This is a genomic window from Stenotrophomonas oahuensis, from assembly GCF_031834595.1.
GTDB classification, from domain to species: Bacteria; Pseudomonadota; Gammaproteobacteria; order Xanthomonadales; family Xanthomonadaceae; genus Stenotrophomonas; species Stenotrophomonas oahuensis.
This window is the reverse complement of sequence record NZ_CP115541.1, coordinates 448,006-463,442: the sequence shown is the minus strand read 5'-3', so window position 1 is coordinate 463,442 and position 15,437 is coordinate 448,006. Positions and strand designations below refer to the sequence as shown.

Genomic DNA, 15,437 nt, shown 5'->3' with positions numbered 1-15,437 from the left:
AGGGAGGGCGGCATTCCCGGTTGGCTTCAGGAGATCCGTTGGTGGTGCCCTTGCGTTGGCTGCTCCTGTTGGTAATGGTGGCGTTCCTGCCAGCTGGGGCGAAGGCCCAGCCTGTGCCGCCGACCCCGCGGCAGCTGACCGTGTTCGACGGGCTGCCTTCCAACACGGTCAACCGCATGGCCGAAGACGGCTACGGATACCTGTGGCTGGCCACCAACGACGGCCTGGCCCGGTTTGACGGCCGCAATTACCGGATCTGGCGCGCCGAGGACGGCCTGCGCGACAACCACGTGTGGAGCGTGCACGTGGACGCACGCAACCAGTTGTGGATCGGAACCGAAAATGCGGGCCTGGCGATGATGTCGCCGGACCGCCGCGAACTGCGCTTCTATGACCGCAGCACCCACCCGATGATGGGCAGCAACACGATCTGGTCGATCACCTCCACACCGGACGGTGCTGTGTGGTTCGGGACCTACCTGGGCGGGCTGTACCGGCTGGCGGCCAGCGGTGCGATGACCCGCTACATGCCCGAGCCGGGCAATGCGCGCAGTCTGCCGTCGGCGTCGGTGGTGCAGATGGCGACCACGGTGGACGGCAGCCTGTGGGTGGGCACCAAGGCCGGCCTGGCGCGGTGGACCGGCAAGGACTTCGAACGCGTGGCACCGGGCATCCTGCCGGAAGAGGCCATCAACGGCCTGACCTCCGAACTGGACGGCAGCCTCTGGATCAGCACGATCCGCGGCGTGACAGTGCGGCGTCCGGATGGGCGCTTCGAGCCGGCTCCGTGGAAGGTCACCGAAGGTGACCAGGTGCTGGGCATGATGCTGCGTGACGAGCAGGGAGGCTATTGGCTCGATACGCGGTCGGGCCTGGGGCGTGCGTACCACAATCAGTTCCAGCAGGTGCCGTTGTACAGCGCGCTGGCGCGAGGGCAGGTGCGACCGAACTGGGCGGGAGCGTACGAGGACCGCGAGGGCGGCATCTGGCTGGCCAGCACCAACGGTGGGCTGTGGCATCTGCTGCCGCGGTGGTGGCAGTTCTCGGTGCTGTCGCGGCTGGAGGACGATCCTACGTCGCTGCGCAATGGCTATGTGCTGGGGCTGGCGGCTGCTGCGGACGGGGGTGTCTGGACCGTTGGCACCCATGGTGCGCTGGACAAGTTCGACCCGGCTACCGGACGGGTCGAACAGCACCGCACCTGGGTGGACGGAATCAACTGGCTCAGTTCGGTGGTTGAAGATCCAAGGGGCCAGGTCTGGATCGGGTCGAGCGGCGCGCTCGTGCGCTACGGCCCGCGTGATCGTTCCCTGCGCCGCTGGGGACATGACGACGCCGACAACCCTGCGGCGGCGGGCGTGATTGAATCCATGGCGATCTGCGACGCAGCGCACCTGTGGACGTTTGCCGCCGGCACTGTGCAGCAGCGGACGCTGGATGGGCGGGTCGTCCGGGAGGCAACTTCCGGTCAGGCCGGGCTCGGCAGCGCGCAGATGGTGCAGGGGGTACTGTGTGGACCGCAGGACCACCTCTGGTTGGCGACCAGCCAGGGCCTGATGCAGTGGGTGCCGACGCGTGAGCGCTTCGAGCCGATGCCCGGTGGGCCCGAGCGCGGCGTGCATGCAATGGCGGTGGCGGATGACGACTCGGTCTGGGTGTCCGAGGAAGGACGGCTCAGCCGCTATCGCTGGAGTGGTACACAGCTGCAACGGCTGGCCCTGGTCGGGGCGGCGGATGGCTATCCCGAACTTGCGGCCACCGGGTTGGCCGTGGATGCGCAGGGCGTGGTTTGGGCCGCCAGCGCACGCGGCTTGATCCGTGTCGACACCGTCCACGCCAACGTGCGCCAGTACGGCGTGCATGACGGTCTGCCCAGCCAGGAGTTCCGCCCCAATACCCTGGTGCGTACCGCCAGTGGGCATATCGTGGGTGGCACCCCGGCCGGGGTGGTGCTGTTCGATCCAGATCAGGTGCGTCCCGCGTCGCGTCGCGCGCCGCTGGTGATCGAGCGGGTCGAAGTGCGTCGTGGCGAACGGGTGCTCGACCTGACCCATCTGGCCCCGCTGGAAATTGCCGACGCCGATCGCGACCTGCGCATCGTCGCACGCCTGCTGTCGTTCGCCGATTCGTCTTCCAACAACTATCGCTACCGTCTGGCGGGTTATGACCCGGACTGGGTGGAAGTCGGGCCGGGCGGCGAGCGCGTGTTCTCCCGGTTGCCGCCCGGTCGCTATCGGCTGGAGGTCCAGGCGCGTTCGGCGGATCTGGTCTGGTCGCGCGTGCAGGCGCTGGACTTCCGGGTGCAGCCGCCGTGGTGGCGCAGCCTTTCCGGTCTGCTCGTGCTTACCTCGCTGGCCCTGCTGCTGCTCAGCCTGTTTGCCTGGCTGTACCGGCGTCGCCTGCAGCGCCGACACGCGTATCAGTTGGCCCTGCACAAGCAGGAACTGGCCGAACAGGCGTCGGCTGCCAAGACCCGCTTCCTGGCTAATCTGGGGCACGAGGTTCGCACCCCGATGACCGGGGTGCTGGGCATGAGCGAATTGCTGCTGTCCTCGCCGCTTGATCCAAAGCAGCGCAGTTACACCGAATCGATCCGGCACGCCGGGGAGCATCTGCTGCATCTGGTCAACGATGCGCTGGACCTGGCTCGCATCGAGTCTGGACGGCTGCAGTTGCAGCAGCAGGCGTTCCCGCTGCAGCCCCTGATCACCGATGTGTGCACGTTGATGGCCGCGCTCGCCGAACAGAAGCAACTGCGGTTCGTCGTCGACAATTCACTGCCGGAAGGCATCTGCACCGTTGGCGATGCCCTGCGCCTGCGCCAGATCCTGCTCAACCTGCTGGGCAACGCGGTGAAGTTCACCCGCCAGGGCGAGGTTCGTCTGACGGTACGCGCGCTGGCACCCGAGCGCGGACTGCGCCTGGAAGTGTCTGATACCGGACCGGGTATCAGCAGTGACCAGCAGGAACGGTTGTTCCGCCGCTTCGAGCAGGCCGATGGCGCGCGCACTGCTGCCCAGTACGGCGGCAGTGGGCTGGGACTGGCGATCTGTCGCGAGCTCGCGCTGGCAATGCAGGGCCAGATCAGCGTGGACAGCCAGCTGGGGGTAGGCACGCGTTTCACCGTGACCCTGCCGTTGCCGTTGCAGTCCGCCACTGTGGCCGACGTGGCGGGTGCAGGTGGGGTGGTGCAGGGACAGCCGCTGCCGCCACTGCGGATCCTGCTGGTGGAGGACGATGAAACCGTAGCCAGCGTCATCACCGGTCTGCTGGGCGCGCGCGGTCATCAGGTCGAACACGCGCTGCACGCACTGGCCGCGCTGCGCGAGGTCAGCGCATCGCCGTTCGACGTGGCCCTGCTTGACCTGGATCTGCCGGGCCTGGGGGGGATGGAGCTGGCCGGCCACCTGCGTAACCAGGGTTACCAGATTCCTTTGCTGGCCGTCACCGCGCGCACCGATCCCGGCATCGAGGACCAGGTGCGTGAGGCCGGATTCAGTGGGTTCCTGCGCAAGCCGATTACGGCCGATCTGCTGGAAGCGGCGATTGCACGGGTGTTGTTGGAAGGCTCCCGGTAGCAGCGCACCGTTGGTGCGCTGCGGAATGTCAGCGCTCATGTCAGCGCACCAACGGTGCGCTGCTACCGAAGTCGCCTATTCGGCGACTTCCTCCACATCGCGTGGCGATGGGCGGGTATCGGGCAGCTGCCAGAAGATCACCGTGGAGGTCAGGGTGATCGCGCCGACGCAGACGAAGGTGGCATGCAGGGCGGCGGTGGCACCGCGCAGGGCGTCCAGGTGATCGAACGCGGCCAGCAGGCTGCCAGCGGCGGCGGCTCCGAAACCGGTGGCCAGCATCATCACCATTGACAGCAGGCTGTTACCGGAGCTGGCGAAGTCGCGATCCAGGTCGCGCAGCGTGACCGTGTTCATGACCGTGAACTGCAATGAGTTCACAGCACCAAACAGGGCAAGCTGCAGGATGCGTAGCCACATCGGCTGGCCAGGCAGCATGAAAATGAAGCTGGCCATCGCCAGCCCCACCAGCACCGTATTGACCATCAGCACACGCCGGTAGCCGAAGCGCTCCACCAGCTTCACCGCGTAACGCTTGGACAGCATGCCGGCGGCAGCCACCGGAATCATCAACAGGCCGGCATTCATCGGGCTCATGCCCAGGCCAACCTGCAGCAGCAGCGGAATCAGCAGCGGCATCGCGCTGCTGCCGATCCGCGAGAACAGATTGCCCAGAATGCCGATGCGGTAGCTGGGGACGTGGAACAGAGCGAGCGAGAACAGCGGCGCGGTGGAGTTGGCCGCATGCAGCCAGTAGCCCACCAGCGCAGCCAGGCCGGCCACGGTCATCAACATCACCAGGGCGTGCGGGGTGCCCATCCCGGAAATGCCGTCCAGCGCCAACGACAGCACCACCATCCCGAACGCCAGCATCAGGTAGCCAGCCAGGTCGAAGCGGGTGCGATGCTCGGCATAGTGGTCGGGCATCACCTTCATGGCCCACGCGTAGCCGATCACGCCGATGGGCAGGTTGATCAGGAACACCCAGTGCCACGAGGCCACTTCGACCAGCCAGCCGCCCAGCGTCGGGCCGATCAGCGGGCCGATCAAGGCGGGAATGGCGATGAAACTCATCGCGCGCAGGAACTGCTCACGCGACACCGAGCGCATCACCGCCAGGCGGCCCACCGGCAGCAGCATGGCACCGCCCAGTCCCTGCAGCACGCGCGCGGCTACCAGCTGGTGCAGCGTCTGCGCCAGCGCGCAGGCCAGCGACCCCAGGGTGAACAGAATGATCGCCACCAGAAACGTACGGCGCGTTCCGAAGCGGTCGGCGATCCACCCCGACGCCGGAATGAAGGTCGCCACCGCCAGGGCATAGCTGAACACCACCGACTGCATCTGCAGCGGGCTTTCGCCCAGGCTGCGCGCCATCGCCGGCAAGGCGGTGTTGACGATGGTCGAATCGAGCATCTGCATGAAGATCGCCAGCGATACCAGCCACAACAAGGGGCGGATCGAGGCATAGCTGGCGGTCGTCATTGCAGGTTCCTCAGCGCTGGCTCAAACGGTGCACGGCCTCCACCACCACCTGCACGTGGTCGGGATTCATGTCCGGTGACATGCCATGTCCCAGGTTGAACACGTGGCCTTCGCGCGAACCCCCGTTGCCCTGCGCATAGCTGTCCAGCACCTGGCCGGCGGCACGCTCGATCGCTTCGGGATTGCCATACAGCGTGGCCGGGTCCAGGTTGCCCTGCAGCGCCACGCGACCACCGGTACGGGCCACCGCGTCGGACAGGTCCAAGGTCCAGTCCACCCCCAGCGCGTCGGCACCGGTGTCGGCCAGCGCGCCCAGGTGCAGCCCGGTGCCCTTGCCGAACAGGATCAGCGGGGTACGCGTCTCGCCCTGGCCGCGATCCAGTTCCTGCGCGATGCGGGTCAGGTAACGCAGCGAGAACTCACGGTACATCGACGGGCTGAGCACACCGCCCCAGGTGTCGAACACCTGCAGTACCTGGGCACCGGCCGCGCGCTGTGCGGCCAGGTAGGCCACCACCGCGTCGGTTACCACCGACAGCAGCTGGTGCAGGGCGGCCGGTTCATTCAGCGCCATCGCCTTGATACGGGCGAAATCCTTGCTGCCGCCGCCTTCCACCATGTAACACGCCAGTGTCCAGGGGCTGCCAGAGAAGCCGATCAACGGCACGCGTCCGTCCAGTTCGCGACGGATCACCCGAACCGCGTCCATCACGTAGCGCAGTTCGGTTTCCATGTCCGGCACCGCCAGACGGGCAATGGCCGCGGCGTCGCGCACCGGATTCCGGAACTTGGGACCTTCGCCTTCGACGAAGTACAGCTCCAGGCCCATTGCATCGGGAACGGTGAGAATGTCCGAGAACAGAATGGCGGCGTCCAGATCGAAGCGGCGCAGCGGCTGCAGGGTGACCTCGCAGGCGATCTCCGGGTTCTTGGCCATCGCCAGGAAGCTGCCGGCCTTGGCGCGGGTGGCGCGGTACTCAGGCAGGTAGCGGCCTGCCTGGCGCATCAGCCAGACGGGGGTGCAATCCACCGGTTCGCGACGCAGGGCGCGCAGCAGTCGATCGTGGCGGGTGTGGCTGGTCACGTAGTGCTTCCTTGGGGTGGGGCGCTGCCGGTGTCAGGGCAGCAAAGGGTGCGGGAGAATCTGGAACTGGCGTGTCAGCAGCGCGTCGCGCTCGCGCTCGAAGGCGAGGCGCGCCTCGTCGGCTGCGTCGAACTGGGTGACCCGCAGCTGCGACCGACGCCCCGGGCTGCCACTTTCGCGCAGCAGCTCCCAGCAGCCGAACAGATCCGGTTGCAGGGTCAGCCGCACGAAGCGGACCGGCTCAGAGCCGCCCAGATGTTGCTGCAGGTAGACATGCATGGGCCCAATTGTAACGTCAGGGCGTGGAGGAGGCCGTCACTGCAGCTCGGCCAGCACCAAGGCCTCGTCCACGTCTGCCACCACTTGGGCGCGACCGATTCCGCGCCACAGCACCAGGCGCAGGCGTCCGGCCACGTTCTTCTTGTCCAGGCGCATGCGCGACAGCAACGCCTGCGGATCAAGTCCGGCCGGAATGCGCACCGGCAGGCCATAGGCTTCCAGCAGGTCCTGCAGCGCCTGGGTATCGGCCGGGTCGCTCATGCCAAGTCGCGCCGACAGCCGCGCCGCCAGCACCATGCCCACCGCCACTGCCTCGCCGTGGTTCAGATTGTCATTGCCCGGTGCCCCGTAGCCCTGTTCGGTTTCGATGGCATGACCAAAGGTGTGGCCCAGATTCAACAGGGCGCGTTCGCCGCGCTCCAGCGGATCGCGGGCGACGATGTCGGCCTTGTGTTCGCAGCTGCGGGCGATGGCCTGGGCCAACGCGGTATCGTCGCCGGCCAGCAGCGCACTGCGCTCGGCCTGCAGCCACTGGAAGAACAAGGGGTCGCGGATCGCGCCGTACTTGATCACTTCCGCCAGCCCGGCGCGCAGCTCGCGCGGGGGCAGGGTGCGCAGGGCGGTCGTGTCGGCGATCACCGCGCGTGGTGGATGGAAAGCGCCCACCAGGTTCTTGCCTTCCGGAATATCAACCGCGGTCTTGCCACCAACCGAGGAGTCGACCATCGCCAGCAACGAGGTCGGCAACTGCACGCAGTCCACGCCGCGCATCCAGCAGGCCGCAGCAAAGCCAGCCAGGTCACCGGGCACGCCCCCGCCCAGCGCCATCACGCAGGCATCGCGGGTCGCCCCCAGTTCCGCCAGTGCGGTAATGGCCGCACCGAAATTGGCCAGGGTCTTGGAGGCCTCGCCGGCCGGCAGCACGAGCTCTCCCACCAGCAGGTCCGGTCGCTGCGCCAGCAGTGCCTGACGCACGCCGGCCAGGTAACGCGGGGCCACTTCGCTGTCGCTCAGCAGCAGCACATGGCGGCCACGCACGTGCGTGGCGAGCAGTTCGCCCTGGCTCAGCAGGCCGGGGCCGATGTGGATCGTGTAAGGCGTCTCGCTGTTGACCGCAACGGTACGCGGGGCGGCGGGGGAAGAACTACTCATGGGGAATATCCAGACGTTGCCATTGCGAGGCCAGGCGCAGCACCAGCTGCGCGGTGGCCTCGGCGGGGGTGTAAAGGTCGGTGTCGAGAGTGAGGTCGGCCAGCGACTGGTACAGCGGATCACGCACCGCCGCCATGTCCAGCAGCACCTGTTCGCGGTCAGGGCGCTGCAGCAGCGGCCGGGTACGGTCGCGCGCAAGCCGCTCCAGCTGCGCCGCCACGCTGACCCGCAGGTACACCACGAAGCCGCGTGTGGCGATGGCCTGGCGGTTGTCCGCATCCAGTACCGCGCCACCGCCGGTGGAGATCAGCTGGCCGCGGCCGGCCAGCAGTCCCTGCAGCATCTGTCGCTCATGCTGGCGGAAACCGGCCTCACCGGAGAGTTCGAAAATGGTGGCGATGCTGGCCCCGGCGGCCTCCACGATCGCCTGGTCCGCGTCAACGAAGTCCAGGGTGAAGCGTTCGGCCAAGCGGCGTCCAATGCAGGTTTTGCCGGCGCCCATGGGGCCAATCAGGATCAGGTTCGGAGCAGGATTCATCACCGTGGATGCTACCACCTCCGCCCCGCGCTCCTCTCAGCGGGCAGTGGTTGCCGATGCAACCACCTGGCGCTGGTCGTCCAGCACGACCACGCGGTCGGCGCGTGCGGGCAGGCTGCGCAACGCCTGCCGGCTGACCCGCTCGTAGTACTGCACAAAGCGCTCGAGTTGCGGGCGGCTCATGCTGCTGCGCTCCGGCTGCGCCGCCTGCAGGTGCTGTTCCTGCTGCCAGCGCCAGCGTGGCACCACCGAAAAATCCGGTGGCTGCAGGAACCACAGCCGGTCACAGCGCTGCCACAGGGCCGGGTAGTGGTCGGCCAGGGACTGGTTGCACCACTGCCGCCACCGTCCGTCCGCATCGGCCTCACGTTCCAGTGCGTTCAGCGGCGCAATCAGGTCTGCGGGGTCCTGCGCCGGCGTACCCAGGAACCAGCCTTCAAACACCAGCAGGTCCAGCGCGCCGTCCAGCTGCGGCCACAGCGCCGGCCCCACGCGCTCGTCGGCCAGTTTGTCAAAGCGGGGCAGGGCCACCGGCCGCTGTGCCGCAATCGCGTCCAGCGTGGCATGCGCCAGGGGCAGGTCATGGGTGCCGGGTGGCCCGCGTGTCAGCAGCAATGGATGAACCTGTCGGGCCAGTCGCTGACGCTGCGCACGGGTCAGGTAGAAGTCGTCGATCGACAAGGTCGCCGCACGCAGTCCGCGGGCCTGTGCCAGGGCCACCACCTGCGCAGCCAGCGTCGATTTGCCGCTGCCCTGCAGGCCGCTGATCGCCAATACTGGTACCGGGCTGGGCACGGCCAGGGCGTCATCCAGCGCCTGTGCCACCAGCTCGGCCGGAAATCCTTTGTCGCGGGGCATGTACGGCGCGGTACGCATGCGATGACAATAAACCCACCGTGTGAAGAATCCAAACCCTCATGACTGATTTCTACACCGAAGCGCTGAGCACGTTCGCCGCGTTGTTTGACGAGGCCAAAGCCAGCGCAGAATTCGAACCCAATGCCATGACCGTGGCCACGGCGGATACGCAGGGGCGGCCGTCGGCGCGCACCGTGCTGCTGAAAGCGTTCGATGCGCGCGGCTTCGTGTTCTACACCCACCTGGACAGCCATAAAGGGCGGGAGCTGAAGGCCAATCCGCATGCCGCGCTGCTGTTCCTGTGGCGCAGCCTGCGTGAAGCCGGTATCCAGGTCCGGATTGAAGGCCGGGTTGAAGAAGTGGACGCGGCCGAAGCTGATGCCTACTTCGCCTCGCGTCCGCGCATGAGCCAGATCGGGGCTTGGGCCTCGCTGCAGTCGCATACGCTGGGCTCACGCGAGGAGTTCGACGCGCGCGTGGCCAGTGCCGAGGCCAGCTTCGCCGGTCGCGATGTGCCGCGACCGGAGGGCTGGAGCGGGCTGCGCGTCGTACCGGAACGGATCGAGTTCTGGTACGGCGCGCAGTTCCGCCTGCACGAACGCTGGTGCTACGAGGTGGATGCCGAGGGCCAGTGGAACAAGCGCCAGTTGTATCCCTGACGCGGGCCCGCACCGCTCAACGCAGTGGCGAAGGAGGCAGTGCCGCGACACCCATGAACGGCGAGGCGCGCTTGGCGCGCACGGTGGCCTCGGCCAGCGCGACGAACAGGCGGTGCACCTGGGTGTGCCGCTTCTGCGGGTCCGGGTTGCGCTGCAGCCCGGTCAGCAGGGCAAGTGCCTCGCGCTGTGCGCTGGTCGGACCATCGTGCCCGATGTCCCGGTTCAACCAGTAGCGCGCTTCACTGGCCGGCACCGATCCAGGAATTGCCAACGCCCCGGCCAGACGATCCACGTCGGGGCCGTGCCGTTCCAGCATCGTCGCCCAGGTCGTCGTTTCATCCGTGTCCGGGGCACGCAGCGAAATGTAGCGCAGCAGCGGGCCGGTAAGCGTGCCGTCAAGCAGCCATTCCATCTGTGGCACCTGTTCCACGTGCTGGTAGTGCACGCCGGGTTTGACCGATACCCCCGGCGCAACCGGCACTGGCGCGACGAGACTCAGGCCCTGGCTGCTGCCGGCGGACAGTCGCACGGTCTGCAGGTGCAGGCCTTTGGCCCAGCCCGGGAAGCCCGGCTCGCGCTGGAAGCGCGGCCGGAACAGGCGAACCACGCAGCGCGCGTTGAGGGTGCTCGGGAATGACGGCGAAAGGTGAGTCAGCACGTGCTCGATCTGTTCGGTCGGCAAGTGGTCTTCGGTGCCCGGCAGACTGCGCTGAACCTGCGCCAGCAGTTCGCCCAGTGCCGGCGTCAGCTCGCCGGTCAGGGTGATGTCGATGTAGGTGCCGGCCCGCAACGGATCCGGGTCATCGCGCTCAAGGCGCGCTACCGTCGCGCGCGCGCCGGCGTCCAGGCCCGGCAGGCCCAGCGAGGAGGTCAGCGCGACGTTGCCTTGCCGGCTGGCAATCCGTTGGGTCATCGGGCGGAACGCATGCGTGGCCTGGTGCACCTGTTGCCGGTCGTGTGGAATCCGGCTGGCGTGGATGCGGTCGGCCAACTGCTGCACGCGCGCCTGCAGATCGTCCCAGGCGGCCCGCGCGGTGTCGCCCGGTTCGGGACGCGGCGTGGCCTGCAGCCACGCCAGGGTGTCGAGCATGTGCACCATCACCGGTTCGCGGCGCTGCCCGTCGCTGCCCCAGTCGCGGCTGAGCGACGCCAGTGGTGCAGCCGCCAGACCGGGTGCCTGCAATGCATGCCGGGCCAGCGCTTCAAAGTGGTCGAACTCCGCACGCAGGTGCTCCACTGCGTCCAGACGCAGGCCCATGGCCCCCGCAGCTGCAGGCGAATTGCGGATGCACTGCACCCGATGCAGGGTGCGCGAGCGCGGTCGTGGCAGGTCGCTTAGCAGGTCGGCGAGTCGCTCATCCAGACGCCGCTGCACCATGATGTCCTGGCGCAGAGCAGTGGCTTCTGCCGAGGTGTCGGTCAGGCGCAGCGGCAGGCTGATCAGGACTTCGGTGCGTGTCGCGGCGGCGGAGACCCCTGCATCCAGCACGGCGACGCCGGCGTGGGTGCCCAGTTCGCCGCCCACCGCATGCAGGGTGGCGGCGATCGGTACCGGCGGTGCAGGGTGAAAGCGCGGCGTCCGCAGCGGGGCGCTGTGCCCCAGCAGCATGGGCAACCGGGTCTGCCATGCCAGTGCCGTGCTGATGCGTTCGGTATAGCGGTCGCGGCGGGGACCCACCACGCGTTTGGCGATCCGCAGCAGACGTGGCCCGGCCAACCGGCGTTCCACCGAGGCCCGTGCCAGCGCCAGCACGCGATCCTGCATCTTGTCGTCCACGTTGCCGGTGCCACGGGTGACATGTGCCGACGCGTGTGCACCCACGCCGACGTCTGCGGGCAGGCCGGCTTCGATCGCCGCACGACCGGTCACCGTGGTGGTGTTGAAATGGGCGACCGCCAGGTCGTCATAGGTGGAGGTGCTGTTTGCGCGCAGGGCACTGCCGGTGAGGCCCGCCTCGCCGATACCCGGAAGTCCCACTGCCGCACCGAGGCTTATCCCGCGCGATACTTCGTAGTGCGCCCCGGGGTAGTGGTTCTTGGTCTGTTGCCGCGTGTGCTTCTCTATCTTGGATTTCAGCAATCGTTCGTCATCTACCGCGCGGGCCAGATCACGCGCCGCGCGCTTGAGCAGTTGCTGGTGCGCAGAGCACGTCCGTTCGGGGGCAAGTGCTCCCGCCAGGTGCTTCACCTGGCGCTCCATGGACGGCGCATGGGGGTCGTCCAGATCGAACTGGAACTCCTCTATGGTCTGGCGCAGCGAGGGCTGCTGGCCTTCGCCCAGCTTGCTGAGTACCGCGCGGATCTGTGCAGTGAGCACGTCCTGTGCATCGTCCTGTGCCGGCATCGCGTCCGCCGCATTGGCCGGCCCCGCATCGGCGAAGTAGCCCATACGGACATTCTGTGCGCGCGGTGTGGGGGGCGGAAGTGCGGCAGCGGTATCGCCATTACCCAGTCGAAGCAGTGGAAGCGGCGTGGATTCGCTTGCTTTCCGCTTGGCGGAGAGAGGGCGCGTGCTGGAAAAAGTAGCCGTCGGAGCGGTATTGATGGAAGCAAGGAGCATGAATTACCTCGTGGCAACGGGCAGGCGACAGGGCCTAACGGCGCATCGGTTCGGTGTTGGCAGCGGGTCGGTCGGGCAGCTGTACGGGGAACAGCGTGCCCAACTCTGGCACCGGCGCATTCCCGGAGGGCGGCACGACGTCGTCATTGACTGCATCGGCAGGCGTGTCTGAAGGAGCAGAGGTGGCGAAAGCGATCTGGTACTGCACGGGTGATCTCACGGAGCATGGCAATGGGATGCGCGCGGGCGGCGCGCATGACGGTGACGGAAGCAGCAAGGTCTGCAATCTGTCCGAGATCGAACCTACCTTCGCGAGCCGTACGTGGGCATCGCACGGAAGCGGGAGAGTTCACGCACGGTTTGGAGTGCTGAACACGTTTCCAGCCACAGGTGCGCTGGTCGCGTCACTGCGTGTCGGGATGTGCTTCGGCACGCGGCGTGGTGATGCCTGCGGTGCGAGTGGATGAACGGGACGCTGCGCGCGGGAACGTCGGGATGCGACAGATTTGTCCGCGTCCGAACGTCGGAATAAGCCGAAAATACACGTGGCGTTTTTCTTGGTTGGGCGAAATGCGCCAACCGGGCGCGATCAGCCGGTGCGTCGCAGCCAGCGCCACAAGGTGGTGCGCGATACGCCGAGGCGTGCAGCGGCGACTTCCCGATTGCCGCCACAGTCTGCCAGTACCCGGGCCACTGTTTCAGGGGCGGGGCGATGTCCCGCCATCAGCGGCATCTTTCCGTCGGAAGGTGTATCCGCTACATCAAGGCGTCCTGAATCGCTCACTTCGGGAGCCCACTCCATCAGCTGCGCCAGTCCAAGTGTTCCGGTGCTGGCGGGCCAATGCACCCGCAGCCGGTCCACCAGGTTGCGCAGTTCGCGCACATTGCCCGGCCAAGCGTAATCGCGCAGGCGTTGCAGGGCGGCGGCGTCCAGTGGACTGGCGCGTTGTCCAAGTTGCTGGAAGAAGTGTTCCAGCAGCGCCGGCACGTCCTGGGCATGGTCCTGCAGCCGAGGCAGGGCAATGCGCAGGGCGGCCAGCCGGTAGTACAGGTCGCGCCGGAACTTGCCAGCCTCCACCAGTGACTCCAGAGTCTGCAAAGTGGCGGCGACGACCCGCACGTTCACTGCCACCGGCTCGGTTGCCCCGACCCGCAGCACTTCGCGTTCCTCGAGCACGCGCAGCAGTCGGGTCTGCAACGCGAGGGGCAGCTCGCCGATCTCGTCCAGGAACAGCGTGCCGCCGTCGGCAGCCTCGACCAGGCCCACGCGGCCGCCGCGTCGCGCACCGGTAAAGGCACCTTCGGTGTAGCCGAACAGCTCCGCCTCCAGCAGCGACTCGCTGATCGCCCCGCAGTTGATCGCCACGAACCTGCCGCGTCGCCCGCTGCCAGCATGCAGTTGCCGCGCGACCAGTTCCTTGCCGGTGCCGGTGGCACCGCTGACCAGTACTGTGCTGTCGTGCGGCGCATACAGCGCCACGCGTTCGCGCACCTGCTGCATGGCCGGGCTGTCGCCCAACAGGACCGGGTCACGCTCGCGGTGGCGCGCGGTTACCCGACGGCGGATCGGGGCGGCACCCGAGCGGGCCAGGGTCTGGGTCAGTTCCAGTGCATGTTCAAAGGCCTGGCGGACCGAATCGGCGGAATACAGAAGTACGCCGGGCAGGCCCATCTGTTCGGCGTGGTCAATCGCCATGCCGGTGCCGACGATCACTTCAATCCCGTTGGCGCGCAGATCGGCAATGCAGTCGCGCGCATCTTCGCGGGTGACAAAGCGCCGATGTTCGATATCCAGCCCGAAGCTGTGCTGGAAGCTGCCGAAGGTGGGGACGTCGGTGGCATGCGTCACCAGGCCGATGCGCAGGGCGATCCGTCGTGCGCGTGCCAGTGCCTCCATCAGGTCGAAGCCATTGGCTTGGATCGGCACCAGCGGCACCTCCAGCCGGCTGCGCAGGTAGGCCGCATTTGAGCCGCCGGCGATCACCACGTCGCAGTGCTCGCGACGCAGCCGCTGGCCAATCACGTCCACCGCTTCCTCAAAACCCAGGTTGATTGGCACGATCCGCGCGCGCCGGTCGAACTCGGGGATCACATCCCCCAGCAGACCGGTCAGGCGTGACACGCTGACTGTCCAGATCACCGGCAGGTGACCGGGGTCCGGGTCGGGCAGGCGGTGGCGGGGGAGATGAAGGGACATGGCCGAGTCGGGATGTTTCAGTGAGTCCATGTTACAGGTGTTTCAATGTTTCAAGATGAAACGCGAATTGAAACGGTCGGGTTCAATGAAATCAATGGCTTGTGCGCTGGCACGGCCCTTGCGCAGGTCAACCCAGTTACCACGATGGACGGCTGAATGACCACTTCTGTTGTTTCTGCCGGCGCGCGCTTCCGCGCCGCCCTGGCCGCCGAGTCACCCCTGCAGGTGATCGGTGCAATCAATGCCAACCACGCACTGCTGGCGCAGCGCGCCGGTTACCGTGCCATCTACCTGTCCGGCGGCGGCGTCGCTGCGGGCTCGCTGGGCCTGCCGGACCTGGGCATCAACACGCTCGAAGATGTCCTGATCGACGTGCGCCGCATTACCGACGTGTGCGACCTGCCGTTGATGGTCGACATCGACACCGGCTTCGGCCCCAGCGCGTTCAACATTGCGCGTACCGTGAAGTCGCTGATCAAAGCCGGGGCCGCCGCCTGCCACATTGAAGACCAGGTCGGGGCCAAGCGCTGCGGCCACCGTCCCGGCAAGGAAATCGTCTCGCAGGGAGAAATGGTCGACCGTGTGAAGGCTGCGGCCGACGCCAAGACCGACCCGGACTTCTTCCTCATTGCCCGTACCGACGCCATCCAGGTGGACGGGGTGGACGCCGCCATCGAGCGTGCCATTGCCTGCGTGGAAGCCGGTGCCGACGGCATCTTCGCCGAGGCCGCATACGATCTGGATACCTACCGCCGCTTCGTCGATGCGGTGAAGGTGCCGGTGCTGGCCAACATCACTGAATTCGGCAAGACCCCGCTGTTCAGCCGCGACGAGCTGGCCTCGGCCGGCGTGGCGATCCAGTTGTTCCCGCTGTCCGCGTTCCGCGCCGCCAACAAGGCCGCCGAGAACGTATATGAGACCATCCGTCGCGATGGCCACCAGAAGAACGTGGTGGATACCATGCAGACGCGCGAGGAACTCTACGACCGTATCGGCTACCACGCCTTCGAGCAGCAGCTCGACGCGCTGTTCGCCGCCAAGAAGTAATTCCGT

11 protein-coding genes are annotated in these 15,437 nt (G+C 67.2%); 3 read left to right on the top strand and 8 right to left on the bottom strand.

All coding sequences use genetic code 11. The features are described 5' to 3' along the window. Nucleotides 1-41 precede the first annotated feature (41 nt). Entirely contained in the window at nt 42-3,578 is a 3,537-nt protein-coding gene (locus tag PDM29_RS02080) for a sensor histidine kinase (protein ID WP_311192247.1), read from the top strand. Nucleotides 3,579-3,653: 75 nt separating this feature from the next. On the opposite strand, the gene mdtD is transcribed toward PDM29_RS02080, so the two are convergent. The 6 genes from mdtD to PDM29_RS02050 are packed head-to-tail and all read right to left on the bottom strand — an operon-like array spanning nt 3,654 to nt 8,986. Beyond that, on the bottom strand, nt 3,654-5,057 hold the full coding sequence (gene mdtD / locus PDM29_RS02075) for a multidrug transporter subunit MdtD (RefSeq protein WP_311192246.1): 1,404 nt from the start codon (nt 5,055-5,057) through the stop codon (nt 3,654-3,656). A 10-nt stretch (nt 5,058-5,067) separates the two neighbouring features. Beyond that, a complete protein-coding gene (gene hemE, locus PDM29_RS02070; RefSeq protein WP_311192245.1) occupies nt 5,068-6,141 on the bottom strand; it encodes a uroporphyrinogen decarboxylase in 1,074 nt (357 codons plus the stop codon). Between the two features lie 33 nt (nt 6,142-6,174). Further along, entirely contained in the window at nt 6,175-6,420 is a 246-nt protein-coding gene (locus PDM29_RS02065) for a WGR domain-containing protein (RefSeq protein WP_311192244.1), read from the bottom strand. A 36-nt stretch (nt 6,421-6,456) separates the two neighbouring features. Beyond that, nucleotides 6,457-7,572, bottom strand: a complete 1,116-nt coding sequence (gene aroB, locus PDM29_RS02060; protein ID WP_311192243.1) for a 3-dehydroquinate synthase — start codon at nt 7,570-7,572, stop codon at nt 6,457-6,459. Continuing rightward, nucleotides 7,565-8,110 (bottom strand): shikimate kinase, encoded by a 546-nt coding sequence (locus PDM29_RS02055; protein WP_311192242.1) that lies wholly within the window; start codon nt 8,108-8,110, stop codon nt 7,565-7,567. The genes aroB and PDM29_RS02055 overlap by 8 nt, the downstream gene beginning before the upstream one ends. A gap of 36 nt (nt 8,111-8,146) precedes the next feature. Further along, a complete protein-coding gene (locus PDM29_RS02050; protein WP_311192241.1) occupies nt 8,147-8,986 on the bottom strand; it encodes a kinase in 840 nt (279 codons plus the stop codon). A 41-nt stretch (nt 8,987-9,027) separates the two neighbouring features. Between PDM29_RS02050 and pdxH the strand changes: the two genes are divergently transcribed. Next, complete coding sequence (pdxH, locus tag PDM29_RS02045) at nt 9,028-9,627, top strand: pyridoxamine 5'-phosphate oxidase (RefSeq protein WP_311192240.1); 600 nt, start codon at nt 9,028-9,030, stop codon at nt 9,625-9,627. 16 nt (nt 9,628-9,643) lie between these two features. On the opposite strand, the gene PDM29_RS02040 is transcribed toward pdxH, so the two are convergent. Together PDM29_RS02040 and prpR are read right to left on the bottom strand one after the other, a co-directional pair. Beyond that, nucleotides 9,644-12,016, bottom strand: a complete 2,373-nt coding sequence (locus PDM29_RS02040) for a hypothetical protein (protein WP_311192239.1) — start codon at nt 12,014-12,016, stop codon at nt 9,644-9,646. 760 nt (nt 12,017-12,776) lie between these two features. Further along, the gene (gene prpR, locus PDM29_RS02035) at nt 12,777-14,384 is read right to left on the bottom strand and encodes a propionate catabolism operon regulatory protein PrpR (protein ID WP_311192238.1); all 1,608 of its coding nucleotides are present in this window, start codon (nt 14,382-14,384) and stop codon (nt 12,777-12,779) included. Nucleotides 14,385-14,540: 156 nt separating this feature from the next. Between prpR and prpB the strand changes: the two genes are divergently transcribed. Beyond that, the gene (gene prpB, locus PDM29_RS02030; protein ID WP_311192237.1) at nt 14,541-15,431 is read left to right on the top strand and encodes a methylisocitrate lyase; all 891 of its coding nucleotides are present in this window, start codon (nt 14,541-14,543) and stop codon (nt 15,429-15,431) included. Nucleotides 15,432-15,437 lie beyond the last annotated feature (6 nt).